A 26,647-nucleotide genomic window follows, 5' to 3' on the forward strand; every position below is an offset into this window, starting at 1 on the left:
CCCGGGGGCCGGCCCGAAGACAAGGCCGCCAAGGGCGCCCAAGTCCAGCACGAGGGCCGCAAGGTCGCCAGGGTCGGCGACGGGGTCAACGACGCGCCGGCGCTGCGCGCCGCGGACGTGGGCGTCGCCATGGGCAGGCGCGGCACCGACGTCGCGCGCGAAGCCGCCGAACTGACCCTGCTGGACGACCGCTTCGCGTCGCTGGTCGAGGCCATCGCAACGGGTCGGCGGATCTTCGGCAACATGCGCAAGTCGATGTGCTACGTGATGGCGATGCATGTGCCGATCGCCGGCATGGCGCTGCTGCCCGTGCTGCTGGGCTGGCCGGTGATGCTGTACCCGCTCCATATCGTGTTCCTGGAGCTGGTGATCGACCCCGCCTGTTCGCTCGCCTTCGAGAACGAACCGGCCGAGGCGGACCTGATGCGGCGCCCGCCGCGCGCGCCCGGCGAAGCCCTGTTCGGGCGCGCCGCCGTCGGCAGTGCGCTGGTCCAGGGCGCCTGGGTGCTGGCCCTGCTCGTGGCGCTGTATGCCTGGGCGCTCTCATGGCTGCCGGAACCGGAGGCACGCAGCGCCGCGTTTGCCGCGCTGGTGCTGTGCAACCTCGCACTGCTGCTGTCGAACCGCCAGCTCGACGGTGTCGGGAGCACGCTGCGGGTCGCCAACCCGGTGTTCTGGGCGATCGCCGGGGCGGCGCTGCTGCTGCTCGCGCTGGCGATGTTTGTGCCGGCGCTGGCAGGCATCCTCGACCTTGCGCCGCCGCCGCCCGCCGCGCTGGCCGCCGCCCTCGGGATGGCGCTGCTGGCGCTGGCCGGGCTGGAGCTGCGCAAGTGGATGGCGGCGTGGACCCGGGGTAGTTGATCCGATCAAAAGACAGGGGCGAGGCGGGCCGCGATTCTGCGCTGAGGGTCCCGATCACGTCGCGCCGCCCGTTCAGGACGCGACGCCCTCGATGAAGTCGGGCTGCGACGCTTCGCGCGGATCGCGCAGGAGGAGCACCGGAATGCTGGAATTGGCCAGCACGTACTGCGCCACGCTGCCGACGAACAGGCGGTTCGCGTCGTTCGGCCCGTGCGTGCCCATCACGATGAGGTCGCAGCCATGTTGTTCCGCAACCCGGATGATGTCGGGGCCCGGCGCCGAGGCCAGCGGCGTCTCGGCATCGCAGCTGACGCCGGTCTGGCGGGCGATATCCAGCACCGTCTCGACGTGGGCCTGGGCGGCCCGGCGGGCGCGGGCGAATTCCGCCTGGGCGCATTCGTTGTCCGGTGCGGCCGTGCCGCTTTCCGGCCGGTGGAAGTGCGGTTGCGCCACCGAGACCGCGACGACGCGGCCGGCGCCGGAGCGGGCGAGCAGGGCGCCCATCTGGGCGGCGCGGACAGCCAGGTCGGAGCCATCGGTGGCGATACAGACGCGTTCGAGGAACATGGCGTATACCTTTCGTCGTGCGTGCGGACAGGATCGAACATACCCGAAACCCGGGATGCGATGCAAATCAAATATGCAGGACCGCGCGGGCGAACGGCCGCTTAGCGGTGAAACTCCACGCAGAAGCGCACCGGCCCCGCGATGTCGACATGGTGCGGCACGCCCGGTTCGACGATGCCCGGCGTCCCGGGCACGAGCAGGTGTTCTTCGTTCTCCGGCACCTCGATCACATAGCGCAGGCTGCCCTCGTGGACGACGATGCGGCCCCAGACGCCGGCCGCGGTGCGGTGCGCGCGCCGCAATCCCGCGGGTACCGTGTCCTGGTCGAACACGGGCGTGCTCTTGTAGTGATCCAGTCCCGCGGGCAGGTGCTTCATGTTGTTCCCCTCAAGCCACTTCAACGCGGCCGAAATAGCCGTACTGCAGGCTGGCGGCGATGCGCCGGGCCGCGCCCAGGAAGGCGTCGGCGGTTTCCGGCGCGAACAGCCGCCGCGCATGCGCCTCGAACAGGCCGAGCCAACGCCGGAAATGCTCGGCCTCGATGCCCTGCAAGCCCATGTGCTTGCCGTAGACATTGCCCTTGAACTCGCTACTCGACAGCATGACCGAACACCAGAAGTCCACCATGCGCTCGAGGTGGGGTTTCCAGCTGGCGCCGATGGCGCCGTCGAATACCGGCTGCAACAGCTCGTCGCGCCGGATATCGGCATAAAAGTCCCTGACCAGCATGCTGATCGATTGGCGGTTCGGTTCGTGATACATGTCTTGCGGCTCCCGTGTACCGCCACATTGTGGCAGAACCGGCGTAGCCAGGCGAGATGTGCGGGTAGAATCGCCCTCATCATTGCAACCCGGGAAAGATGGATGACCGACAGGTTCGAGGAAATGCGCGTGTTCGCGGCCGTGGTCGAGGCGGGCGGCTTCACGGCGGCCGCGGCGCGGCTCGGGATGTCGAAGGCGGCGGTGTCGCGCCACGTGGCCGAGCTCGAGGAGCGCCTCGGCGTGCGCCTGCTGCACCGGACCACGCGCCGGCTCTCGACCACCGCGGAAGGCGAACTGTTCCACGCGCGCTGCCGCGAGCTGCTGGACCGGCTCGAGGAAGCGGAAGCCGAGCTCGGATCGGGCAGTACCACGGCCCAGGGCGTGGCCAGGGCCAATGTGCCGCTCAGTTTCGGCCTGATGCACCTGGCGCCGCTGTGGCCGCGGCTGCTGGAGCGCCATCCCGGACTGGAACTCGACGTCAGCCTGTCGGACCGGGTGGTCGACCTGGTGGACGAGGGCTACGACCTGGCCGTGCGGATCGGCCAGCTGCCCGCGTCCTCGCTGGTGAGCCGGCGGCTTGCCTCGACACGGCTGGTGGCCTGCGCCGCGCCGGCCTACCTGGCCACGCATGGCGCGCCGGCCCGGCCGGGCGAGCTGGCGCGCCATGCCGTCATCGGCTACAGCCTGTTCGCGTCCGGCGACACCTGGAGCTTTTCCGGCCCCGCCGGCGAGGAAACCGTCAAGGTGCAGCCGCGCATGCGCACCAACAATGGCGACACCTGCCGCGCCGCCGCGCTGGCAGGGCAGGGCATCATCCTCCAGCCCAGCTTCATGGTCGGCGCCGACCTGGCCGAGGGCAGGCTGGTGGAACTGATGCCGGGCTGGCGCTCGATCGCGCTGGGCATCTATGCGGTCTATCCTTCGCGTAAATTCCTGGCGCCGAAGGTGCGGGTGATCATCGATTTCCTGGTCGAGGCGTTTGCGGATCCACCCTGGCGCGATTGACCGAATTGTTCCGCTAAGTGAAACAGTCCTATCCGCTCAAGCCTATTTGTCGGCGCCGCATAAGACAATAAGATGGTGTCTTTCACGAGGAGACACACCATGACCTGCCTTCCCGCCCTGTTCATTTCCCACGGCTCGCCCATGCTGGCGCTGCAGGACAGCCCGGCGCGCCGCTTCCTCGAACAGCTCGGCGCGACGCTGCCGCGTCCGCGCGCGGTGCTGGCCGTGTCGGCGCACTGGGAGACCATCGGCGCCCCGGCCGTGAGCCTGGCGCAGCAACCCGCCACCATCCACGACTTCGGCGGCTTTCCGCGCGCCCTGTTCGAGATCCGGTATCCGGCGCCGGGAGCGCCCGGACTCGCCGAACGCGCCCTCACCCTGCTGGAGCAGGCCGGCATCCAGGCCGGACGCAGCGCCGGGCGCGGGCTCGACCACGGCGCCTGGGTGCCCCTGCGCCTGATGTATCCCGCTGCCGACGTGCCGGTCACCCAGCTCTCGATCCTGCAGGGCGGCGATCCCGCCGCCCACCTGCGCATCGGCCAGGCCTTGCGCGCGCTGCGCGACGAAGGCGTGCTGGTGCTGGCCTCCGGTTCGCTGACCCACAACCTGCACGAATACCGGGGCCAGGCGGTCGAGGCGCCGGCGCCCGCGTGGGTGGAAGACTTCGCCCGCTGGATGCAGGCCGCCCTCGAGAACGGCGAGCAGGCCGAGCTGCTGGACTACCGCCGCCGCGCCCCGTCCGCGGTGCGCAACCACCCGACCGACGAGCACCTGCTGCCCCTGTTCGTCGCCATGGGCGCGGGCGGGCCGCAGGCGCGCGCCACCCGCCTGCACGCGAGCGTGGAGCACGGGGTGCTGGCGATGGACGCCTATGCGTTCGACTGAAGCGAACGGTGCGCCCGCGAATCGGTCGAAGGGCGATGATGTCAAGACAACTCATCCGGAAGGAGTGATCATGCAAACCACAAACCTTGCACCCCGCAGCATGGACGACGAAGGCAAGCTGCTGCTGCGCGCGGCGCTCGCGGCCCTCCTTCTGTTCCATGGCTTTTCCAAGCTGGTCGGCGGCATCGGCCCGATCACCGGCATGGTCGAAGGCGCCGGCCTGCCGGGGGTGTTCGCCTACGGCGTGTATGTCGGCGAAGTGGTGGCGCCGCTCCTGATGCTGGTCGGGCTGTTCACCCGCGCCGCGGCGCTGGTGGTGGTGATCAACATGATCGTGGCGGTGCTGCTGGCCCATACCGCGCAGTTCTTCACGCTGGGCGACACGGGCGGCTGGGCGCTGGAACTGCAGGGCATGTTCCTGGCCGCGGCGCTGGCCGTCGCGCTGCTGGGCGCTGGCCGCTACAGCCTGGGCGGCACGGCCGGGCGCTTCAACTGAGCGGACTATGCGCCTTCCGCGCCGGCAGCGGCTGCGGGCTGTCCTGTCCGAGGAGCTGCGCCAGCTGACCACCATCCAGGCCAGCGACCGCGCCTGGCCGATGCCGCTGGCCGCGGCGCTGTCGTCCGGCCTGCCGCTGCTGGCCGGCGCCGCGCTCGGGCGCATCGGCGACGGCCTGGTGGCCTCGCTCGGCGGCCTGGTGTTCCTGTACCTGCCGGCCACCTCGCTGGCGCGGCGCATGGTGGCGCTGCTGGCCTGCGCCTTCGGCATGCTGGCCTGCTATACGCTGGGCGCGGCCAGCGGCCTGTGGCCGCCGGCGATCATTCCCGCCCTGGTCGCGATCACGATCCTGGTGACGATGACCTGCCGCATCTACGCGCTCGGACCGCCGGGCAGCCTGTTCTTCGTGATGGCCGCCGCGATCGGCGCCTGCAGCCCGGTGACGGCGGCCGAGCTGCCGCGCATGGTTGGCCTGTTCGGCTTCGGCGGCCTGCTGGGCTGCGCGGTCGGCTTCTGCTACAGCGTCTTCACGCTGCGCGGCCGCGCGCCGGCATCGCAGCCGCCCCTGCCTGCCTTCGATTTCGACTACGTGGTGCTGGACGCGGTCGTGATCGGCGCCGCGGTCGGCCTGTCGCTGCTGGCCGCGCAGCTGCTGGCGCTCCCCAAGCCCTACTGGGTACCGGTCAGCTGCCTGGCGGTGATCCAGGGCGTCTCGCTGCGCGCGATATGGAACAAGCAGCTGCAGCGCGTGCTCGGCACCGGCGCCGGCGTGGCCCTGGCCTGGGGCCTGCTGTCGCTGCCGCTGGGCGGCTGGTCGGTGGCGGCGATGGTGATGCTGCTGACCTTCCTGATCGAGATGCTGGTGGTGCGCCACTACGCGCTGGCCACGGCGCTCATCACCCCGCTCACGATCCTGCTGGCCGAAGCGGCGACCCTGGGCCAGGCGGCGCCGGGCGCGCTGGTGCAGGCGCGCTTCGTCGACACCCTGCTCGGATGCGCGATCGGCCTGGCCGGCGGCTGGTGCCTGCACAACCCACGATGTCGCGCGGTCGCCGGCGCCTGGTTGCGTCGCCTGGCGCCGGCCGGCGCGCAGGAGCGGTGAACTCAGGCGGGGATTTCCGGCGGCTCGTCGAGCCAGCGCAGCGCGGCCGCGAGGTCGTTGTAGAACACCCGGTAGCTGCCTTCTCCCAGTTCGCCGAAGGCGATCCGGGCGCGGTAGGCGATGCGGGTATTCGCGACCAGGATCGCCCGGCGCAAGGGCAGGGGGCCGTAGCGCTCCCAGGCGCGCGACTCCAGATCCTGCTGCACCAGGGCGATGTCGACCGAGGGGACGTCCATTTCGAGCGAGTCGTACAGGACCTTTACCTGGCGGGTGTCCTGCACAAGCGCGATGACGCGCCGCTGGCATTCCTCGAGCAGCGCTGCGGTGCAGGCGCCGCGGATCCGCGCGATGATGATGTCGCCGACCGGCTCGACCCAGAGTTGTTGGTTTTCCATTTTCATGCTCTCCTACATTCCAGCTTCAGTCCTGTAACAGCCCTGCCGCGAAGGCGCGAAAGGCCGGCAGCAAGGGCGCTTCGGTGCGGCCCGCCAGGGTGACGCAGGCGAAGCGCGCCCTGGCGTCCAGGCGCGGACGGAGCGGCAGTTCGGCCAGGCCGCCGGCGCGCGCGGCCGCTGCCAATCCCAGGAACAGGGCCTGCGAGCGGCCGACCGCATCCACGAGGCTGGCCACGTCCTCGCACTGCAGGGTGACCATCTGTTCCGGCAGGGCCGCCGGCCCGTAGGCGGCCACCAGCAGGCGCGCCACTTCGTCCGACAGCGGCGTGGAGGCGACCGGAAAGGCCAGCAACTGCTCGAACCCGAGCGTGTCGTGCGCCAGCAGGGGGTGACCCGGGCGGCAGGCGAAACAGGTACGCAGCTCGCCCACCGGCGCGGCCACCAGGTCCTCCGCCGGAGCGATGCTGCGCGCGTCCGCGACCAGGGCGTCGAGCTGGCCGGCGCGCAGCTGCACCAGCTGCTGCGCCAGCGGCCCGCGCGTGATGCCGAGCTTGACCCCCGGGTGCCGCTCGGCCATGTGGCACAGCAGCGGCGCCATCAGCATGGCGGCCGGACCCGATCCCATGCCGATGCGTAGCGCGCCGCCCGCGCCCTGGCGGAAGATGTCGGCGCTGCGCGCCAGCTCGCCCGCATCGCGCACCAGGCGGGCGGCGCGCGTCAACACGTGGCTGCCCAGCGGCGTGAGCTCGATGCGCTTGCCGATGCGGTCGAACAGCGGCGCCCCCAGGTCGTCCTCGAGCGCCTGGATGCTGCGGCTCAGCGCCGGCTGGGTGATGAACAGGCGCTCGGCCGCGCGGCTGAAGGAGCGCGCTTCGGCGACCGCGATGAGGTGTTCCAGCTGCTTGATGTTCACGTCCTACTCTCATGCGTAAGATGCATCGATATGGCAAGAATAATGCATTGGACACATCGATAGCCGCATCGTACCATGCCCCGCACCGAACTCCGCCATCCTGCCGCCCCCGAGAATGAGCCTGCTCCACACGATCTACCTGGTCGCCATCGCGGCCGAAGCCGCATCCGGCGCCCTGATGGGCATGCGGCGCCGCATGGACCTGTTCGGCCTGTGCGTGGTCGGCACCGTCACCGCGCTGGGCGGCGGCACCATCCGCGACCTGCTCATCGGCCACTATCCGCTCGGCTGGGTCGCGCATCCCGAATACCTGGCCTTTACCGTCGGCGCCGCGATCGCGGCGGCCCTGCTGGCGCGTCGCATGCATCGCCTCAAGACGGCTTTCCTGTGGCTGGACGCGCTCGGCCTGGTGGCCTTCACCGTGATCGGCTGCGACATCGCCGCGTCCACCGGCGCGCACTGGGTGGTGGTGATCCTGATGGGGATGGCCACCGGCGTGTTCGGCGGCCTGCTGCGCGACGTCCTGTGCAACCAGGTGCCGCTGGTGCTGCAGCGCGACCTGTACGCCACGGTGTCCCTGGCCACCGGGGTGCTTTACCTGGGCCTGCTGGAGCTGGGCGTGGCCGCCGGTGTCGCCACCAGCGCCGCGATCGCGGCAGGCTTCGCCCTGCGCCTGCTGGCGCTGCGCTTCGGCCTGGCCCTGCCGGTGCTGGAAGCCGACACCAGCAGCTTCGACGAGCCGCGGGAGCACGGCTAGATGGGCGAGACCGGCCGCGTCGCCGCCGGCAAGGGCCACGCCTTCAGCGCCAGCCCGGTGCTGGAGAGCCGCCTGCCGGCCTGGCGCTCGCGCCTGCTGCTGCTGGTGCTGTTCGCCGCCTTCGCGACCCTGGCCGGGCGCGCGGTCTGGCTGCAGCTGTGGTCCGACGAATTCCTGCAAAAGCAGGGCGCGGCGCGCTATGCCCGGACGCTGGAGCTGCCGGCCACCCGCGGGCGCATCCTCGACCGCAACGGCGAGGTGCTGGCGCTGTCGCTGCCGGCACGCGCGGTGTGGGCGATTCCGGCCGAGGCGCGCGGCGCCCAGCCTGCGCAACTGGACGAACTGGCGCGCCAGCTCGGGCTGGGCCGCGCGGAACTCGACGCCCGTCTCGATTCGCGGCGCGGCTTCGTCTACCTGAAGCGCCAGGTCGACCTGGCCACCGCCGGACGCGTCGAGGCGCTCGGCATCGCCGGCATCCACACCCGCAAGGAGAGCCGCCGCCACTATCCGCATGGGGCCTTGACGGCGCACGTGGTGGGCTTCAACGACGTCGAGGACCAGGGGCAGGAGGGCATCGAGCTGGCGCACCAGGCCAGCCTGGGCGGCACGGCCGGCAGCCGCCGCGTGATCCGCGACCGTCTCGGGCGCATCGCCGAAGACGCGGGCGGTCGCCTGCCGGCGCGCGACGGCCGCGACCTGGCGCTGGCGATCGACGGCCGCATCCAGCATGCGGCGCGCAGCCACCTGAAGGCGGCGGTCGAGCGCCACCAGGCTGCCGCCGGCGCCATCGTGGTGCTTGATGTGGGCAGCGGCGAGGTGCTGGCGCTGGCCAACCTGCCGGACTACGACCCGAACGAGCGCAAGGGTCTGACCGGCGCCCAGCTGCGCAACCGGGCCCTGACCGACATCTACGAGCCGGGCTCGGTGATCAAGCCCTTCACCATCGCGCTGGCCCTGGAGAAAGGCCTGGCCACGCCCGACACTCTGGTGGAGACCGCCCCCGGGCGCCTGACCATCGGCCGCGCCACCATCCGCGACGCCGGCCGGCACGACACCCTGACGGTGGCCGAGGTGCTGCAGAAGTCCTCCAACGTCGGCACCGTGAAGCTGGCGCTGCAGATGCCGGCGCAGGACATGTGGTCGATGCTGATGCAGGTCGGCTTCGGCCAGCCGCCGCAGCTGGGCTTTCCCGGCACGGCGGCCGGCAGCCTGCGGCCCCACCGTTCCTGGAAACCGATCGAGCAGGCCACCATCAGCTATGGACACGGCATGGCGACGTCCTTGATGCAGATGGCCCAGTCCTACCTGGTGTTCGCCCGCGACGGTGACATGGTGCCGCTCAGCCTGTTGAAAGTGGACGAGCCGCCGGTCGCACGTCCGGTGCTGTCGAGCGCCAGCGCGGCCGCGGTGCGCGCCATGATGGAGCGTGCCACCTGGCCGGGCGGCACCGCGCCGCGCGCGCGGGTGCCCGGCTACCGGGTGGCGGGCAAGACCAGCACCGCGCACAAGCCGGTGGGAGGACGCTACACCAACCGCTACATCGCCGGCTTCGTCGGCCTCGCGCCGGTGTCGCGGCCGCGCATCATCGTCGCCGTGATGATCGACGAGCCGACCGAGGGCGGCTACTTCGGCGGACGGGTGGCGGCGCCGGTGTTCGCCAGCGTGGTCCAGGATGCGCTGCGCGCCCTCGACGTCGCGCCGGACGCGCCGGTAGAGGACATCCTGCCGGCGCCGACCGAGGCCGCGGACGAGGACGCGGCTCCTGCTGCTGCCGTCGAGAAGCAATCAACAATGTGATTATCCCGGCGGCGGCTAGAGACTGATTCCCGGTTTTCGTCTATACCTTGGGGGCCGCATCGGCGGCCCACGAAACAGGAGATCAGGAAGCCAGCATGCCAAACCGTCTTTCCACCCGCCGCGCCTTGACGCTGTCCTTACTCTCGGCTCCCCTATGGGGCTGCGCTTCGCCATCCACGCCGTCAGCGGCGCGGCGCACTCCGATCACGGAGTTCGGCGCCGTCGCCGATGCCGCCACGGTCAATACCGCAGCCATCCAGAAGACCATCGACCACGTGGCGGCGCAGGGCGGAGGCACGGTGGTGGTCCCCAGTGGCGTGTTCGTCAGCGGCGCGCTGTTCCTCAAGCCCAAGGTCAACCTGCACCTGGACGAAGGCGCGGTGCTGCGCTGCTCGACGGACCTGCGCCACTTCCCGGCCGGCCGCACCCGGATCGAGGGGCACTTCGCCCCCAACTTCAATCCGGCGCTGATCAATGCGAACGGCTGCGACGGCTTGCGGATCAGCGGGGCCGGCACCTTCGATGGCGCCGGCCGACCGATCTGGGACCTGTTCTGGAAGCTGCGCAATGCCGCGCCCGATCCGCACAATTTCAAGAACATCGGCATCCCGCGCGCCCGCCTGGCCCTGATCGAGCGCTCGAAGGACGTCAGCATCGAGGGCGTCACCTTCAAGGACTCCCAGTTCTGGAACCTGCACCTGTACCGCTGCCAGCAGGTCACGGTGCGCAATGCCCGCTTCGTGGTGCCCGAGGACTACCACCAGGCGCCCAGCTCCGACGGCATCGACCTGGACAGCTGCCAGCACGTGCTGGTCGAGGGCTGCTACTTCTCGGTGACCGACGACTGCATCGCCGCCAAGGGCTCGAAGGGGCCGTTCGCGATGGAGGACAAGGACAGCCCGCCGGTGATCGGCGTCCGGGTACGCAACTGCGAGTTCCGGCGCGGCCACCACATGCTGGCCCTCGGCAGCGAGGCGACGCTGGTGCGCGACGTCCTCATCGAGGATTGCCGGGTGACGGGCAAGGTGGACAGCCTGGCGGTCTTCAAGCTGCGCCCGGACACACCGCAGCACTACGAGAACATCCACTTCAGGAACATCACGGTCGACAATTCCGGCGGCCAGATCGTCACGATCCAGCCCTGGACCCAGTATGTCGACCTGAAGGGCGCACCGCCACCGAAGTCGATCGTGCGCAACATCAGCCTGGTGGGCATCCGCGGACGCCTCAAGGCCTTCGGGACGATCAAGCCGAATCCGGGGCAGACTTCGATCAGCGACGTCTTGCTGAAGGACTTCGACGTGCAGCTGCAGGGCGACAAGCTCGATACGGCGGACGTCGCCAATCTGCGGATGGAGAACGTGGTCGTCAACGGCAAGCGGGTGGCGACTCATCAATGATGTTCATGAATCCACGCCGCGATTTACAAATCCTGCTCATATGTGCAGGGCTCGGCGGCCTGGCGCCGATCGCCTGCGCCGCCGAATCGACCATCCGCAACGGCGTCTTCTGGAAGGACACGTCCGGCACGCCGATCTACTCGCAGGGCGGCGGCATCCTGAAAGTCGGCGACATCTACTACTGGTACGGCGCCAAGTACGCCGAGGCGGTCAGCTACGCCAGGGAGCCGGTCCCGAAGCCCAATAACGCCAACCCGACGTTCAGCGCGGTAACGGCCTACTCGTCCACCGACCTGGTCAACTGGAAGTTCGAAGGCGAGGTGCTCAAGGCGGGAGCCGCCGGCAAGATGTTCGACAAGCCGGGCTGGGTCGGGCGCCTGGGCGTGGTCCACAACAAGCGCAGCGGCAAGTACGTGCTGCTGACCCAGTACGGCAGCCAGGAAAACGGCAGCGGCGTGCTGTTCGCCACCAGCGATTCGCCCACCGGCCCCTTCGTGTACCAGCGCCTGCAGACCCGGATCGACCGGGTCGCCACGCCGACGTCGGGCGACCAGACCGTGTTCGTCGACGACGACGGCCAGGCCTGGCTGGTGTTCAGCAGCGGGGGCGACCGGCGCAAGCTGTACGTGGCGCCGCTGCGCGCCTCGGACTTCCTGGCCGTGGAACCGGCCACCCTGGTGCATTCGGCGCCGGCCGGCGGGCGCGAAGGCAATGCCATGTTCAAGTACAAGGGCCTGTACTACTTCTGCTCGTCGGACCTGCACGGCTGGAACGCCTCGCGCAGCTTCTACATGACCGCGACCAGCATCACCGGCCCCTACACGCCGGAGCGGCTGATCGAGGGCACCGAGGCCGATTTTTCGCACGTGTCGCAGAACGGCTTCTTCGTTCCCGTACAGGGCAGCGAAGGCACGACGGTGCTGTACGCGGGCGACCGCTGGAGCAACTACGCCGCCAACGGCATCGGCTACAACATCTGGACGCCGCTCTCCTTCGAGGGCGATAAACCGGTGTTCAACTCGCTCAGCGAATTCAGGCTCGATGCCGCCAAGGGCAGCTGGTCGGTCGGCAAGGGCAACAACTACGTGCGCAATCCCGGATTCGAGGCCGACCGCGTCACGCAAACCAGCGTGGCCGGCTGGCGCACCAGTTGGACCAGCATCAAAGGCGCCGCGCCGATCGTCAACACCCTGGAAGGCCGCAACAGCCGCTGGGCGCTGGTGCTGAGGCATGCCGATCCGAGCATGGGCAGCGCGATCCAGGACATCACACTGCCGAACGGCAGCTACACCCTGCGGGCCTGGGTCAGGAGTAGCGGGGGGCAGGGCGTGGCACGGCTGTTCGCCAGCGGCCATGGCGGACCGGAAGTCGCGCGCGAGTTCAGCGGGGCGCTTGGCGCATGGACGCAGGTCACGCTGCCCGGCATCGACGTGCGCAAGGGTAGCGTGCAGGTCGGGGTCTACACCGAGGGCAAGGACGGGCAGTGGCTGATGCTGGACGACGTCAGCCTGGTCCGCGACTGAGTCACAGCCTGCCGACCGCCCACAGCACGCCGCGCGCGACCAGGTCGAGGTAGCGCGGGTCTTCCATCTCGGCCGCGTTGTGGGCCAGCGTGGTGCTGAACACGCGCACCCGCTGCGGTCCGTACAGGTGGGTCCAGGCCACCGTATAGACCTTGGCGCGGTCCGCTTCGATGCTCGATTCCGGCTGCGTCCCGGTCAGCACCGGCGTCACGCCGAAGCTGCTCAGGTTGTTGTACAGCTCGTCCCTGCCGGTGGTGTAGGGCACGAATCCCTTCACGATCGGATGCTCCTTGCCGGCCAGGCTCAGGCGGATCGGCGACTGCGGCCCGTGGCCGCTGGACTGGATGCCGGTGAACTCGAACCAGCGCGCATTGGCGTCGCCGGCCTTCACCGGCCGGCGCCAATCGCCCGAGCGGTAGGAATGCATCGCGCAGTGCAGGTTCACGGCCGGGATGCCCTTGCGGTGCGGCGCCAGCACGGCGTCGAGCGCTTGCGCGCTGTCCTCGTCGGCCGCGCATTCGTTGTGGATCACCACGTCGTAGCCGTCGGCGTAGCCCGGATTGCCGTAGATGGGCAGCGCCGGGCGCGTCGCTTTTTCTCCGGGCCCGGGATCGTGGTAGACGTGGCTGACTTCCGCCGGCATGCGCTCCTTCAGCGCCCGTTCCAGCACCGCGCGCTGGCGCGGGTAGTCGTGGCAGCAGCCGCCGCTGACGATCAGCACCTTGACCGGCCTGGGCGCCTCGGCATGCGCCGCGGGGAGGGTGGAGAAGAAGAGTGCGGCGGCGCCGGCGATCGGTTTGAGCATGATGTCCTTCTTGTTCGGATGAGCAGGCTTGCATGGTAGCGAGTGGAGACAGCTCGTGCGCATGGCCCTGCAAGCAATCACGATCGTGATTGCCTCGCCGATACATGTTTTGGTATCGGATTGGCCAAAAATATGATTGGAACGCTCTCGATGCTAGGCCTACCATTCCTGTCGAGCATGTAATAACAGCAAAGCCGCGACACAGCGGCCATAACGACAACGACATCAGGAGACGTATGAAACGCACATCATTCGGCCGCGCCGCGGCCAGTACCGGTCACGCCTTCGCACTTCGCGCCACGGTCGCTGCACTGGCCGGAGCAGGCCTGATGAGCGCCGCCACGGTCGGCGCCCAGGAGATCTCCCCCGCGGCCGAGACGACGGAGCCGAGTGATACGCAGACCGTGGTCGTCACCGGCGTCAGGGCATCGCTCGTCAAGAGCCTGGCGATCAAGCGCATCAGCGACCAGGTGGTGGAATCGGTCGTTGCCGAAGACATCGGCAAGCTCCCCGATAACAATGTCGTCGAAGCGCTGCAGCGCGTGACCGGGATCCAGGTCACCAACCGCGCCGGCGGCGAAGTCGGCGCCTTGTCGATCCGCGGCCTGCCCGACGTCCAGACCACCTGGAACGGCCGTAACATCTTTACCGCCTCGGGCACCCAGGTCGCGCTCCAGGACATTCCCTCGACCCTGGTGCGCCAGATCGACGTGTACAAGACGCGCGACGCCAGCCAGCTGGAAACCGGCATTGCAGGCCAGATCGACGTCAAGTCGCTGCGGCCCTTCGATTTCAAGGGGCCGCAGGTGTCGATCTCGGCGCGCGAAACCTATCTGGACCCTGCGAAAAAGTGGAACCCGCAGCTCAGCGCCATGTTCAGCAACCGCTGGGAAACCGGCATTGGCGAGGTCGGCGCCCTGGTCAACCTGGCTGCCACCCAGACGCGATACCGCAATGAAAGCGTGACGCCGGGCGCCATGGTGCCGTTCACCAGCCCGAATGCGGCCGAAGTGCCGCCAGGGTATACGCCCCTGCAGCGCATCTTCGACAACAACATCTGGGCGCCCGGTACCCGTACCGGCTTGCCGATGGCAGCCGGTTCGACCCTGAATTTCGGCGGCAAGGCCTATCCGTATTACCTGGCGCGCGACGCCATCTTCCAGAGCGACGTCCAGGGTGAGCGCAAGCGTCCCGCCGCGAATATCGCCTTGCAGTGGAAACCGAACAGCGATGCGGTCTACACCTTCGAATCGATGTACAACGGTTATCGCGACAAGGCCTTCAACCAGCTGCTGTTCAGCTTTGTCGACTGGTGGGGCGATTTGGGCAGCAACCCGGCGGGGACGATCACGACCTTCCCGGGTACCAACGTCATCAAGACCCGCAAGGTCAACAACGTCTATGGCTTCAACAGCGGCGACTACACCACCTCGAAAACCGATTCCTTCGTATATGCCCTGAACGGCAAGTGGAATGTCGGCGAGCGCCTGAAGCTGGACGGCGATCTGTCCTACCAGACGAGCGAGTTCGACACGCAATTCACCGCCACCCGGATCGATCGCGTGGCGCCGTCCATCGACGTCGACTTCAATGCCGGCGGCGATACGGCCTTCCGCTTCAATAACAATGCCGACCTGGTCGACCCGACCAAGTGGAATGTGGCGGAGTTCTACGATAACGCCAACCGCAACAAGGGCAGCGCCGCCACTGCCACGCTGGCGGGCGTGTTCGATGCCGACTGGGGTGCGCTGCAGACGCTGCAGTTCGGCGTGCGCCACGACGTACGCAAGGCCTCGGAAGCCAACCGGACCCAATCGGCCTTCCTGGGCCGCAATCTCGCCTCGCTCGGTCCGCAGTATGCCATTACCAACTCGAACTTCGGCACCGACATCTCGGATGTCCCGCGCTCATGGCTCGAACCCAATGCCTACTACATCCGCGACAATATCGACGAGTGGCGCAAGCTGTATCACTCGGTCAACAGCAACTTCCTGACCACGGACCAGCTGCGCCTGCAGAAGACCTTCGAGATCGAGGAAAAGACGAGCAATCTCTACCTGATGGGGAATTTCCAGAGCGAGCTGTTCGGCAATCGCCTGCGCGCCAATGCCGGCGTGCGCTACACCAAGGTCGATACCGACATGACCTTCTACAAGGTCGACGCCAGCACGAAAGCGGTGACGCCGTCCGGCGCCGACAAGTCGACCAGCAAGTTCCTGCCCAGCCTGACCCTGACCTACGATGCGGCCAAGGACGTCGTCACGCGCTTCAACTTCGGCAAAACCCTGCGCCGTCCGAACTTCGGCGACCTGAATCCCGTCCTGCAACTGGCCGACGACGTGTCGCGGGTGGGGTATGGCTCGGGCACCGGCGGCAATCCGGACCTGAAGCCGACGCTCTCGACCAACTTCGACCTGACCGGCGAGTGGTACTTCCAGAAAGACAGCGCGCTCTACGGCACTGTCTTCAAGCGCAAGATCGACGGCCTGGTCGTGCCCCTGCGCCGCAAGATCCACGTCGACCCGGCGGACGACCCGTTCCGCAACTCGACCTCGGGCGGCGACCATACCAACGGCTACGACTATGTCATCAACTCGCCGGTCAACGCCTCCGACGGCAGCATCAAGGGCGTGGAGCTCGGCTTGATCTACTTCCCGAAGTGGCTGCCAGGCCCGCTGGACGGCCTGGGCTTCCAGGGCAGTATTACCAAGCTCAGCTCGTCGCAGAACGTTCCCGAGGCGAATAGCGCCGGCGAGATCATCGCCCAGCTCGAAACGCCGTTCTTCGGCGTGTCCGACCGCTCGTACAACGCCACCCTGGCTTACGAAAAGGGCCCGGTCAGCGCGCGTTTGTCCTATGTCTGGCGCTCCGCCTTCCTGGCCGCCAACGAAGCCGCCCTGTTTGCCAATCCGATCGGTATCTGGCGCCAGCCCGAGAAGAGCGTGGACATGCAAGTGTCCTACAAGGTCAACGACAGGATGTCGGTCGATATCGGCGCCATCAACCTGACCAACGAAATGCAGCGCCAGTACTACCACTTCGGCAATGCGGGTAACGAGCAGTTGACCAATTTCGGTACCGTGCAGGTCGGACGTTCGGTCTCGGTCGCCTTGCGCTGGAAGATGTAAGCCGCAAGCGATGTAGTAGAAGCAGGGGCACTGCGGGATGGATTCCGGCAGTGCCCCGGGTCGTTCGGAAGGGAATGCACATGCACACACAAAAACTCTCCACCCTCGAAAAAGTGGGTTTCGGCGCCGGCGACATGGCGCTCAACGTGGTGATCTCGTCGATGATGCTGATCATTACCTTCTTCTACACCGACATCTACGGCATCCACACCGCCGACCTGGCGGCCCTGTTCGTGGCCGTGAAAGTGGTGGGCGCCGTGGCCGACCTGGCGATGGGGCAGGTGACCGACTCGGTGCTGACCCGTTGGGGGCGCTACCGTCCCTGGCTGCTGCTGCTCGCCGCGCCCTACGGCCTGAGCGTGTTCCTGGTGTTCTCCACGCCCGACTGGGGCTATGACGCCAAGCTGGTGTGGGCCTACTCGACCTACATCCTGATGACCCTGATGACGGCGGGCGTCGGCATTCCCTACATCTCCCTGATCAGCGGCCTCACCTCGGACCCGCAGGAACGCCTGTCGGCCAACGGCTACCGCCTGTTCTTCGCCAAGATCGGCGCCTTCATGGTGACCATCATTGTGCCGATGCTGGCCAGCTGGTGGGACCCCGGCAACCAGGCCGCCGGCTACCAGGCCGCGATGGCGGTGATGGCCGCGATGGGCGTGCTGCTGTTCCTGCTGTGCTTCTTCACCACCACCGAGCGCGTCGTCCACAAGGTCGAGAAGCAGCCCTTGATGGACCAGGTGCGCGTGCTGATGCGGAACGACCAGTGGCTGATCCTGTGCGCCGTGTGCGTGACCGGCACCATCGGCTACGTGATCCGCGGCTCGGTGGCGATCTACTACGCCAAGTATTACCTGGGCGGCGACACCGCCACCGTCTCGGCCTTCCTGTCCACGGGCGTGGCGGCGGCGATCCTGGCGATGGTGGTGTCCACCTGGACCACCAAGTTCTACTGCAAGGTCAAGCTGTTTCGCAACACCCAGATCCTGGTTGCCGTCATCAGCCTCCTGATCTACTTCCTGGTGCAGCCGGGCGACATCGTCCTGGCCTTCGTCCTGTACTTCATCCTGTCGCTGGTGGTGGACCTGCACGCGCCGGTGTTCTGGTCGGCGATCGCCGAGACCATCGACTACGGCCAGGTCAAGACCGGCAAGCGCGTGTCAGGCTTCGCTTTCGGCGGCATCTCGGTGTGCCAGAAAGCGGGCATGGCGATCGCGGGCGGCATGGTCGGCATCCTGCTGGATTACTTCCAGTACCAGCCCAACCAGGAGCAGTCGGCGCTGGCGCTGCAGGGCATCGCCCTGATGCTGTCGGTGATCCCGGGCTTCTTCCACTTCCTGATGGGCGTGTTGATGTTCAAGTACCGCATCAGCGACAGCTACTACGACACTGTGAAGGCCGACATGCGCACGGCGGGCTACGTCGCCAGTTGAGTGCCGTAGTTCAACCACCCCATGAATCATCGAATAATCATGCAAGAAACCATTCTGAAACCCCTGATCGAGCAGCGCGCCGATCCCTACATCTACAAGCACGACGACGGCTACTACTACTTCACTGCCTCGGTGCCGCAATACGACCGCATCGAGCTGCGCCGCGCCAGCACCATCGCCGGCCTGGCGCAGGCCCGCACCGTGGACGTCTGGACCAAGCCCGACACCGGCCCGTACTGCGAACTGGTGTGGGCGCCGGAGATCCATTTCAACCAGGGTGCCTGGTACATCTATTTCGCCGCGGCCCCGAGCCGCGAGATCAAGCACAAGCTGTTCCAGCATCGCATGTACGCGATCCGCAACCGGAATGCCAATCCGCTCGAGGGCGAATGGGAATTCATGGGCCAGGTCGACACCGGCATCGACAGCTTCTGCCTGGACGCCACCACCTTCACCCACAAGGGCCAGTTGTACTACCTGTGGGCGCAGAAGAACCACGACATCGAAGGCAACTCCAACCTCTACATTGCGCCGATGAAGACGCCGTGGCAGATCGAAGGCAAGCCGGTCATGCTCAGCAAGCCCGAGTTCGACTGGGAGACGCGCGGCTTCTGGGTCAACGAAGGCCCGTCGGTGGTGCGCCGCTACGGCAGGATCTTCATCAGCTACTCGGCCAGCGCCACCGACGAGAACTACGCGATGGGCCTGCTGTGGGCGGACCAGGACGCCGACCTGCTCGACCCCAGCTCCTGGACCAAGTCGCCCGAGCCGGTGCTTCGCACCTGCTACGAGCACGGCATCTACGGCCCGGGCCACAACAGCTTCACCTATGCCGAAGACGGCGAGACCGTGATGCTGGTCTACCACGCCCGCACCTATACCGAGATCGTCGGCGATCCGCTGTGGAACCCGGACCGCCACACCTTCGTGAAAACCCTGCGCTGGGACGCGGACGGCATGCCGGTGTTCGGCCGCCCATCGACCAACTGAGCCACCAACCGAGGAAGAACGCCTTGAGAGACCTGAGCACCCGCGGCATCACCCAGGCGCCCTATGGACGGCTGGCGAACGGCCAGGCCATCACCGAATTCACACTGGCCAATGCGAACGGCCTGGTGGCCAAGATCATCGATTTCGGCGGCATCATCACCGAGCTGCACGCGCCCGACCGCGAGGGGCGCTTCGCCGACGTGGTGCTGGGCCTGGACACGCTGACCGCCTATGAAGGCGAGAACCCGTACTTCGGCGCCCTGATCGGCCGCTACGGCAACCGCATCGCCGGTGGCCGCTTCACGCTCGACGGCCGCGACGTCGTGCTGCCGGCGAACGACGGCGAGAACCACCTGCATGGCGGACCGGACGGCTTCCACAAGCGCAAGTGGCAGGCCAGCGTGGAGGGCGACAGCCTGCGCCTGGCCTACCGCAGCGTCGACGGCGAGCAGGGCTATCCCGGGAACCTGGATACCGTTGTCTACTATGAGCTGAACGACGACAACGAGCTGGTGGTGCGCTTCGAGGCCGTCACCGACCAGCCGACCCCGGTCAACCTGACCCAGCACAGCTACTTCAACCTGGCCGGCGAAGGCGACATCCTCGAGCATCTGCTGACCATCGACGCCGACACCTTCGTGGGCATCGATGCGGCATCGATCCCATTGGGGACCTTGTCGCCGGTCACCGGCACGCCCTTCGACTTCCGCACCCCGCGTCCGATCGGCGAACGCGTCGGCCAGCCGGACAAGCAGCTGCGCCATGGCCAGGGCTACGACCACAACTTTGTGCTCAACAAGCCGAACGGCCCCGAGATGACGCGCGCGGCCCACGTGCTCGAACCGGTGTCGGGCAGGGTGCTGGAGCTGTTCACCGAGGAGCCGGGCGTGCAGTTCTATAGCGGGAACTTCCTGGACGGCTCGCTATCCGGCAAGGGCCGCAGCTACGGACACCGCAGCGGCTTCTGCCTGGAGCCCCAGCATTTCCCGGATTCGCCGAACCGGCCGCGCTTCCCGAACGTGATCCTGCGCCCGGGCCAGGTGTACCGGACCGCGTCGCGCTTCCGCTTCTCGGTGCAGGGAGCGCAGCCATGATGGAGCACTTCCTCGACAATCGCCATGAACTGGGCGAATGCGTGCTGTGGTGCGAGCGCACCGGTCGCCTGCTGTGGACCGACATTCCACAGGCGACCCTGTGGTCGTATTCGCCTGCCAGCGGCAGGAGCTTTAGCTGGCAGATGCCGGAGCGCCTGTGCTCCTTCGCGCTGACCGGCAGCGACGATTGCCTGTTGCTGGCGCTGGCCTCCGGCCTGGCCTTCTTCCGCTTCTCGACCGGAGAAGTGACGCGCATCGTCGAGGTCGAAGCCGACATCCCGGCCACCCGCATCAACGACGGGCGTTGCGACCGCCAGGGTCGCTTCGTGTTCGGCATGTTCAACCAGGAAGACAGTCCAAAGCGCGCGCTGGGCGGCTTCTACCGCCTGAACACGGACCTGAGCCTCGAGCGCCTGCCGCTCGGGAATGCCGCCATCGCCAACAGCATCTGCTTCAGCCCGGACGGGCGGCGCATGTACTACGCCGACTCGGTCACGCGCGAGATCCGCTGTTGTCAATATGACCCGGACAGCGGCGCGATCGGTGCCTCGCAGGTGTTCGTGCCGGCCGACGCGGCGCCGGGGGAACCGGACGGCTCCTGCATCGATGCCGAAGGCTGCCTGTGGACCACGCGCTGGGGAGCGGGGCAGGTGATGCGCTTTGGCCCCGATGGCCGGCTGGACCGGGTATTGACGCTCGCCGCGCCGCAGCCGAGCTGCCCGGCCTTCGGCGGGCCGGACTTCTCTACCCTGTATGTCACCAGCGCCTGGCTTGGCATGACAGGGGGCGACCGCGCCGGCGCGCCCCTGTCGGGCGCCATGTTCCGCTCTGCGCTGGACGTGCGCGGACTGCCGGAATCGCGCTTTCTGGGCGCTTTCAGATAACGAATTCAGTATCAATATTGCGAAATATTTGATTGGAAAGTTATCTGGTCAGCTTTTAGACTTGCCTCATTGCTGAACAACACGACATGAGAGGGGGTAACCAGCCTCCCGTGGCGGAAACAACGAGGAGAAGGCATGTCCGAGACGAAGAAAAAGACCACGCTGCGCTCGGCGGCGTGGTTCGGGACCCAGGACAAGAACGGCTTCATGTACCGGAGCTGGATGAAGAACCAGGGCATTCCCGACCATGAATTCCAGGGCAAGCCGATCATCGGCATCTGCAACACCTGGTCCGAACTCACCCCCTGCAACGCCCACTTCCGCAAACTGGCCGAACACGTCAAGCGCGGCATCCTGGAAGCCGGCGGTTTCCCGGTCGAGTTCCCGGTGTTCTCGAACGGCGAATCGAACCTGCGCCCGACCGCCATGCTGACCCGGAACCTGGCCAGCATGGACGTCGAGGAATCCATCCGTGGCAATCCGATGGACGCCGTGGTGCTGCTGGTGGGCTGCGACAAGACCACCCCGGCGCTCCTGATGGGCGCCGCCAGCGTCGACCTGCCGACCATCGTCGTCACCGGCGGCCCCATGCTCAACGGTAAGCTGAACGGCAAGGACATCGGTTCCGGCACCGCCGTCTGGCAGCTGCACGAGCAGGCCAAGGCCGGCCAGATCACCATGCACGACTTCCTGTCCGCCGAAGCCGGCCACTCGCGCTCGGCCGGCACCTGCAACACCATGGGCACCGCGTCGACCATGGCCTGCATGGCGGAGTCGCTCGGCACCTCGCTGCCGCACAATGCCGCGATTCCCGCAGTGGACGCGCGCCGCTACGTGCTGGCCCACATGTCGGGCATCCGCATCGTCGAGATGGTGCACGAAGACCTGCGCCTCTCTAAAATCCTCAAGCGCGAGAACTTCGAGAACGCGATCCGCGTGAACGCGGCGATCGGCGGTTCGACCAATGCCGTGATCCACCTGAAGGCCATCGCCGGCCGCGTCGGCGTGCCGCTCGAACTGGAAGACTGGACCGCGATCGGCAAGGGCACCCCGACCATCGTCGACCTGCTCCCCTCGGGTAAATACCTGATGGAGGAGTTCTACTACGCCGGCGGCCTGCCGGGCGTGATCCGGCGCCTGGGCGAGGGCGGCCTGCTCAAGAACAGGGACGCGCTCACCGTCAACGGCAAGACCCTGTGGGAAAACTGCCAGGACGCGCCGATCTACAACGATGAAGTGATCCGCAAGCTGGAGACTCCGCTGATCGAGGACGGCGGCATCCGCATCCTGCGCGGCAACCTGGCGCCGCGCGGCGCCGTGCTGAAACCTTCGGCAGCTTCGCCGCACCTGATGCAGCACCGCGGCCGCGCCGTCGTGTTCGAGGACTTCGACCACTACAAGCAGCGCATCGTCGACCCCGACCTGGATGTCGATGCGAATTCGATCCTGGTGATGAAGAACTGCGGCCCGAAAGGCTACCCGGGCATGGCGGAAGTCGGCAACATGGGCCTGCCGCCCAAACTGCTGGCCCAGGGCATCACCGACATGGTGCGCATCTCGGATGCGCGCATGAGCGGCACCGCCTACGGCACCGTGGTGCTGCACGTGGCGCCGGAAGCCATGGCCGGCGGCCCGCTCGGCATCGTGCGCGACGGCGACTGGATCCAGCTGGATTGCGCCGGCGGCGGCCTGAACATCGAGCTGTCGGACGAGGAGATCCGCACCCGCCTGGCCGAGCGCGCCGAGCAGAACAAGCCGGTCCAGCACAGCGGCTACCAGCGGCTCTACCTGGATCACGTGCTGCAGGCGGACGAGGGCTGCGACTTCGACTTCCTGATCGGTTGTCGCGGGTCCGCGGTGCCGAAGCACTCGCACTGACGCTGCCTTACGCGGCCGCCCCGGCGGCCGCGCATTCTCTTTTATATCGACATCGGAGACCGGGCCATGCTGCTCGTACAATTCATCACTGAATCCCAGGAACGCCGCATCGGCATCCTGCACGACAACACCATCCGCGTCGTCGGCGGCTATGCCACGACCCTCGAGCTCGCGCGCGCCGCCATCGCCGCCGGCGCCGGCCTGGCGCAGTTGGCCGACAGCGCCGCCACCAGCGAGCACTATCACTACGACGACGTCGCCCAGGCCGGGCGTATCCTCCCGCCGCTCGACCACCCGGACGCGGCCCACTGCTACGTTACCGGCACCGGCCTGACCCACCTGGGCAGCGCCGACACCCGCGACGCCATGCACAAGAAGATCGGCGGCGACGTCGAGTCCCTGAGCGACTCGATGAAGATGTTCCGCATGGGCGTGGAAGGCGGGAAGCCGGCATCGGGCACGCCCGGCGTGCAGCCGGAATGGTTCTACAAGGGCGACGGCTCGATCGTGCGCGCGACCGGCCAGGACATCGAGATGCCGGACTTCGCGCTCGACGGCGGCGAGGAGCCGGAGATCGCGGGCCTGTACCTGATCGGCGACGATGGCCAGCCCTACCGCCTCGGTTTCGCCATCGGCAACGAATTCTCGGACCACGTTACCGAGCGCCAGAACTACCTCTACCTGGCCCACTCGAAACTGCGCAACTGCGGCGTCGGACCGGCGCTGCTGGTGGGCGAATTGCCGGGCCACGTGTCGGGCACCTCGCGCATCCTCGGCAAGGACGGCCAGGTGCGCTGGGAGAAGGCCTTCGTCAGCGGCGAGCAGAACATGTCGCACACCATCGAGAACCTCGAATACCACCACTTCAAGTACGGCCTGTTCAAGCGTCCGGGCGACGTGCACATCCACTTCTTCGGGACCGCCACCCTGAGCTTCGCCGACAGCATCCAGGTAACACCCGGCGAGACCTTCGAAGTGGAATCGCCGCAGTTCGGCCCGGCCCTGCGCAACCGCCTGGCAGTGCTCGATACCGGCTTCGCGAAGGTGAAGCCACTGTAAGCACTGGCGGCGCATTGACCGAAGAGCAAGGCCGCCTCACAATAAGAACGGACGGAGACATGCATGACAAAGTTGGCTAGCTACCCCAGCCTGCAGGACAGGCGGGTATTCGTGACAGGAGGCGGCACCGGCATCGGCGAAGCGATCGTGAAGGCGTTCGTGGAGCAGGGCGCGGTGGTCGCCTTCGTCGACATTGCGATAGAGGCGAGCGAGACGCTGTGCGCGAAGCTCGCCGATGCCGGTCATCGCGCGCCGGTGTTCCGCCATTGCGATATCACCGACATCCCCGCGCTGCAGCGCACGATGGCCGAGCTGGCCGAACAGCTGGGCGACTTCGAGGTCCTGGTCAATAACGCTGCCAACGACCAGCGCCACGACGTCGAAAAGGTCTCGCTCGACTACTGGAACGAGCGCATCGCCATCAACCAGCGCCCCATGTTCTTCACCGCGCAGGCAGTCCTGCCGGGCATGAAGAAGATGGGCGGCGGTTCCATCATCAATTTCTCTTCCATGTCCTGGCATGCCAAGGGCGCCGGCTATCCGGTCTACGCCACCACCAAGGCGGCTGTGATCGGCCTGACCCGCAGCCTGGCGCGCGACCTCGGTCCCTTCGGCGTGCGCGTCAACACCGTCACGCCGGGCTGGGTCATGACCCAGCGCCAGATCGACCTGTGGGTCGACGAGGCGGCGGAGCTCGAGATCAAGAAGGCCCAGTGCCTGCCGGGCAAGCTGATGCCGGACAATATCGCCGCCATGGTGCTGTTCCTCGGCGCCGACGACAGCAAGATGTGCACGGCGCAGGATTTCGTCGTCGACGCGGGCTGGACGTGATGTGTAGCGGCTGAGTGCCGCTACGCTCGCTTTCACCACATCCCTATGATCCGTCATCCCGGCGAAGGCCGGGATCCAAGTTCGTCGGCACGCCACGGACTTAGGTTCCGGCCTGCGCCGGAACGACGCGCTAACGGAGATTCCTATGACCTCTGTGATTCGCACCACCCTGGCGCTCGCCGCCATCTTCAGCACTCAGGCGCACGCCGCCGCCCTGACCAGCCCGGACGGCCATATCTCCGTGACCGTCAGCGCCGCACCAAACGGCACCCTGACCTATGCCGTCGCCCGCGGCGGCAAACCCGTCATCCTCCCGTCCCCGCTCGGTTTGCGACTGGAAGGCGCCGACCTCGCGGCCGGGCTCAAGATCGCCTCCACCTCCGCGATCAAGTCGGTCCGCGACAGCTACGAACTCGCCACCGGCAAGAAGCGACGCATTACCTACGCCGCAAACGAGCAGGTCTACACCGTGCGCAACGCCCAGGGCCATGCCATGGACCTGGCTTTTCGCGTCTCGAACGACGGCGTCGCCTTTCGCTATCGGGTAGCCGAGCCGGCGCTGCCGCAGAAGAAATTCATCTCCGAGGCCACCGGTTTCAGCTTCGACAAGTCGGCTAAAGCCTGGCTCCAGCCGATGGCGGTGGCGCAGACCGGCTGGGCGAACACCAACCCGTCCTACGAAGAGCACTACCAGCGCGAGATCGCGGTCGGCACCCGGTCCCCGATGCCCGCCGGCTGGGTGTTCCCGGCCCTGTTCCGCACGGGCGACACCTGGGTGGCGCTGACCGAGGCGAACATGGACGGCAGCTTCCACGCCTCGCGCCTGGACGCCGAGTCGCCGGAAGGCCGCTACCGGCTCGCTTCTCCGATGGCCGCCGAAGTGTTCACCAACGGCGCGCTGCTGGCGCAAAGCAAGGGCGAGCTGGTGACGCCCTGGCGCGTCATCGCGCTCGGTTCCCTGAAGACCCTGGTCGAATCGACGCTCGGCACCGACCTCGCGGCTCCGGCCATTGCCTTCGACAAGGCGCGCGTCCAGCCCGGCCACGCCTCGTGGAGCTGGGCGCTGTTGAAGGATGAGGGTACCGTTTTCGAGGTCCAGAAGAAGTTTGTCGACTACGCCGCCGACATGCGCTGGGAGTACACCCTGGTGGACGCCGGCTGGGACCGCAGTATCGGCGACGCGAAGATGCGCGAGCTGGTCGCTTACGGCGCCAGGAAGAACATCGGCATCCTGGTCTGGTACAACTCGTCCGGCGACTGGAACAAGACCCCGTTCACACCGAAAAGCGCCTTGCTCACCCGCGAAGGGCGCACCCGCGAATTCGCGAAGCTGGTCGAGATGGGCGTCAAGGGCGTGAAGATCGACTTCTTCGCCGGCGACGGCCAGTCGATGATCGCCTACTACGTCGACATCCTGAACGATGCCGCCAAGGCGGGTCTCCTGGTGAACTTCCACGGCGCCACGCTGCCGCGGGGCTGGTCGCGCACCTACCCGAACCTGATGACCGTGGAGGCGGTGCGCGGCTTCGAGTTCACCACCTTCGAACAAAGCGACCAGGACGTGGTCGCGCCGCACGCTGCGATGCTGCCGTTCACGCGCAACCTGTTCGACCCGATCGACTTCACGCCCACCGTGTTCGGCGATATCCCCAAGATCCAGCGCAAGACCCGTAACGGCTTCGAGCTGGCCGAGTCGGTGCTGTTCCTCTCCGGGATCCAGCACTTCGCCGATACGCCGGAAGGCATGGCCACCGCGCCCGCCTATGTGAAGGGCTTCCTGCAGGACCTGCCGCGCAGCTGGGACGAGACCCGCTTCGTCGACGGCTACCCCGGCCGCCATGTCGTGATCGCACGCAGGGCAGGCAAGGCCTGGTACGTGGCCGGCCTGAACGCCGACGCAGCCGATAAGGCGCTCGAGCTGGACCTGTCCTTCATCGGCAAAGCGGGTGGCACCCTCATCACGGACGGCGAGGGCGAGCGCGCCTTCAGCCAGTCGCGCTTCACGGGCAGCAAGGGCGGCAAGCACAAGATCAGTATCAAAGCGCACGGCGGCTTCGTCGCCGTATTCCAATAAGAGTTCGA

The 26,647-nt window shown here is 67.3% G+C and carries 24 protein-coding genes; 18 read left to right on the forward strand and 6 right to left on the reverse strand.

Going from position 1 to position 26,647, the window contains the following annotated elements; genetic code table 11:
• Positions 1-861, forward strand: an 861-nt coding sequence (locus tag B2R83_RS05910; RefSeq protein ID WP_292039105.1) for an HAD-IC family P-type ATPase, incomplete at its 5' end; no start/stop codon positions are given.
• A gap of 72 nt (positions 862-933) precedes the next feature.
• Here the strand turns inward: B2R83_RS05910 and B2R83_RS05915 are convergent.
• The 3 genes from B2R83_RS05915 to B2R83_RS05925 all read right to left on the reverse strand — a co-directional run bounded on the left by B2R83_RS05915 (position 934) and on the right by B2R83_RS05925 (position 2,190).
• The gene (locus B2R83_RS05915) at positions 934-1,428 is read right to left on the reverse strand and encodes a universal stress protein (RefSeq protein WP_292039108.1); all 495 of its coding nucleotides are present in this window, start codon (positions 1,426-1,428) and stop codon (positions 934-936) included.
• Between the two features lie 101 nt (positions 1,429-1,529).
• The gene (locus B2R83_RS05920) at positions 1,530-1,805 is read right to left on the reverse strand and encodes a DUF1971 domain-containing protein (protein WP_292039110.1); all 276 of its coding nucleotides are present in this window, start codon (positions 1,803-1,805) and stop codon (positions 1,530-1,532) included.
• Between the two features lie 10 nt (positions 1,806-1,815).
• Positions 1,816-2,190: a group III truncated hemoglobin gene (locus B2R83_RS05925; protein ID WP_292039112.1), complete on the reverse strand. Its 375-nt coding sequence runs from the start codon at positions 2,188-2,190 to the stop codon at positions 1,816-1,818.
• A gap of 102 nt (positions 2,191-2,292) precedes the next feature.
• Between B2R83_RS05925 and B2R83_RS05930 the strand changes: the two genes are divergently transcribed.
• The 4 genes from B2R83_RS05930 (at position 2,293) to B2R83_RS05945 (ending at position 5,678) form a co-directional block, all read left to right on the forward strand.
• Positions 2,293-3,195: a LysR family transcriptional regulator gene (locus B2R83_RS05930; protein WP_292039114.1), complete on the forward strand. Its 903-nt coding sequence runs from the start codon at positions 2,293-2,295 to the stop codon at positions 3,193-3,195.
• A 99-nt stretch (positions 3,196-3,294) separates the two neighbouring features.
• A complete protein-coding gene (locus B2R83_RS05935) occupies positions 3,295-4,080 on the forward strand; it encodes a DODA-type extradiol aromatic ring-opening family dioxygenase (RefSeq protein WP_292039116.1) in 786 nt (261 codons plus the stop codon).
• A gap of 70 nt (positions 4,081-4,150) precedes the next feature.
• Positions 4,151-4,576 carry a DoxX family protein gene (locus B2R83_RS05940; protein WP_292039119.1) on the forward strand — a complete coding sequence of 142 codons (426 nt, stop codon included), beginning with the start codon at positions 4,151-4,153 and terminating at the stop codon, positions 4,574-4,576.
• A 7-nt stretch (positions 4,577-4,583) separates the two neighbouring features.
• A complete protein-coding gene (locus B2R83_RS05945) occupies positions 4,584-5,678 on the forward strand; it encodes an FUSC family protein (protein ID WP_292039120.1) in 1,095 nt (364 codons plus the stop codon).
• A 2-nt stretch (positions 5,679-5,680) separates the two neighbouring features.
• Here B2R83_RS05945 and B2R83_RS05950 read toward each other — a convergent pair whose 3' ends face one another.
• Positions 5,681-6,073, reverse strand: coding sequence for a hypothetical protein (locus tag B2R83_RS05950; protein WP_292039121.1), 393 nt, complete (start codon positions 6,071-6,073; stop codon positions 5,681-5,683).
• Positions 6,074-6,098: 25 nt separating this feature from the next.
• Complete coding sequence (locus tag B2R83_RS05955; RefSeq protein ID WP_292039124.1) at positions 6,099-6,986, reverse strand: LysR family transcriptional regulator; 888 nt, start codon at positions 6,984-6,986, stop codon at positions 6,099-6,101.
• A gap of 115 nt (positions 6,987-7,101) precedes the next feature.
• On the opposite strand from B2R83_RS05955, the gene B2R83_RS05960 reads away from it, so the two are divergent.
• The 4 genes from B2R83_RS05960 (at position 7,102) to B2R83_RS05975 (ending at position 12,463) form a co-directional block, all read left to right on the forward strand.
• A complete protein-coding gene (locus B2R83_RS05960) occupies positions 7,102-7,743 on the forward strand; it encodes a trimeric intracellular cation channel family protein (protein WP_292039125.1) in 642 nt (213 codons plus the stop codon).
• On the forward strand, positions 7,744-9,540 hold the full coding sequence (locus B2R83_RS05965) for a peptidoglycan D,D-transpeptidase FtsI family protein (protein WP_292039128.1): 1,797 nt from the start codon (positions 7,744-7,746) through the stop codon (positions 9,538-9,540).
• Positions 9,541-9,635: 95 nt separating this feature from the next.
• Positions 9,636-10,940 (forward strand): glycoside hydrolase family 28 protein, encoded by a 1,305-nt coding sequence (locus B2R83_RS05970; RefSeq protein ID WP_292039131.1) that lies wholly within the window; start codon positions 9,636-9,638, stop codon positions 10,938-10,940.
• A gap of 5 nt (positions 10,941-10,945) precedes the next feature.
• Positions 10,946-12,463 (forward strand): family 43 glycosylhydrolase, encoded by a 1,518-nt coding sequence (locus tag B2R83_RS05975; RefSeq protein WP_292039134.1) that lies wholly within the window; start codon positions 10,946-10,948, stop codon positions 12,461-12,463.
• A gap of 1 nt (position 12,464) precedes the next feature.
• Here B2R83_RS05975 and B2R83_RS05980 read toward each other — a convergent pair whose 3' ends face one another.
• Positions 12,465-13,268 (reverse strand): ThuA domain-containing protein, encoded by an 804-nt coding sequence (locus B2R83_RS05980; RefSeq protein ID WP_292039137.1) that lies wholly within the window; start codon positions 13,266-13,268, stop codon positions 12,465-12,467.
• 236 nt (positions 13,269-13,504) lie between these two features.
• Here B2R83_RS05980 and B2R83_RS05985 point away from each other — a divergent pair, with 236 nt between their 5' ends.
• From B2R83_RS05985 to B2R83_RS06025, 9 genes are all read left to right on the forward strand, one after another.
• A complete protein-coding gene (locus B2R83_RS05985; protein ID WP_292039140.1) occupies positions 13,505-16,396 on the forward strand; it encodes a TonB-dependent receptor in 2,892 nt (963 codons plus the stop codon).
• Positions 16,397-16,476: 80 nt separating this feature from the next.
• Positions 16,477-17,829, forward strand: coding sequence for an MFS transporter (locus B2R83_RS05990; RefSeq protein ID WP_292039144.1), 1,353 nt, complete (start codon positions 16,477-16,479; stop codon positions 17,827-17,829).
• A 39-nt stretch (positions 17,830-17,868) separates the two neighbouring features.
• A complete protein-coding gene (locus tag B2R83_RS05995) occupies positions 17,869-18,819 on the forward strand; it encodes a glycoside hydrolase family 43 protein (protein WP_292039148.1) in 951 nt (316 codons plus the stop codon).
• Positions 18,820-18,842: 23 nt separating this feature from the next.
• The gene (locus B2R83_RS06000) at positions 18,843-19,913 is read left to right on the forward strand and encodes an aldose epimerase family protein (RefSeq protein ID WP_414674361.1); all 1,071 of its coding nucleotides are present in this window, start codon (positions 18,843-18,845) and stop codon (positions 19,911-19,913) included.
• Positions 19,910-20,797: an SMP-30/gluconolactonase/LRE family protein gene (locus tag B2R83_RS06005; RefSeq protein WP_292039151.1), complete on the forward strand. Its 888-nt coding sequence runs from the start codon at positions 19,910-19,912 to the stop codon at positions 20,795-20,797. The genes B2R83_RS06000 and B2R83_RS06005 overlap by 4 nt, the downstream gene beginning before the upstream one ends.
• Positions 20,798-20,932: 135 nt before the next feature.
• Positions 20,933-22,675 (forward strand): IlvD/Edd family dehydratase, encoded by a 1,743-nt coding sequence (locus B2R83_RS06010; RefSeq protein WP_292039154.1) that lies wholly within the window; start codon positions 20,933-20,935, stop codon positions 22,673-22,675.
• A 66-nt stretch (positions 22,676-22,741) separates the two neighbouring features.
• On the forward strand, positions 22,742-23,734 hold the full coding sequence (gene araD1 / locus B2R83_RS06015; protein ID WP_292039159.1) for an AraD1 family protein: 993 nt from the start codon (positions 22,742-22,744) through the stop codon (positions 23,732-23,734).
• A 63-nt stretch (positions 23,735-23,797) separates the two neighbouring features.
• Positions 23,798-24,565 carry an SDR family NAD(P)-dependent oxidoreductase gene (locus B2R83_RS06020; protein ID WP_292039163.1) on the forward strand — a complete coding sequence of 256 codons (768 nt, stop codon included), beginning with the start codon at positions 23,798-23,800 and terminating at the stop codon, positions 24,563-24,565.
• Between the two features lie 145 nt (positions 24,566-24,710).
• Entirely contained in the window at positions 24,711-26,639 is a 1,929-nt protein-coding gene (locus tag B2R83_RS06025) for a glycoside hydrolase family 97 protein (RefSeq protein WP_292039165.1), read from the forward strand.
• The last annotated feature ends 8 nt before the right edge of the window (positions 26,640-26,647 follow it).

Origin of the sequence: Massilia sp. UBA6681 (assembly GCF_002454935.1) — a bacterium.
GTDB lineage: Bacteria > Pseudomonadota > Gammaproteobacteria > Burkholderiales > Burkholderiaceae_D > Telluria > Telluria varians.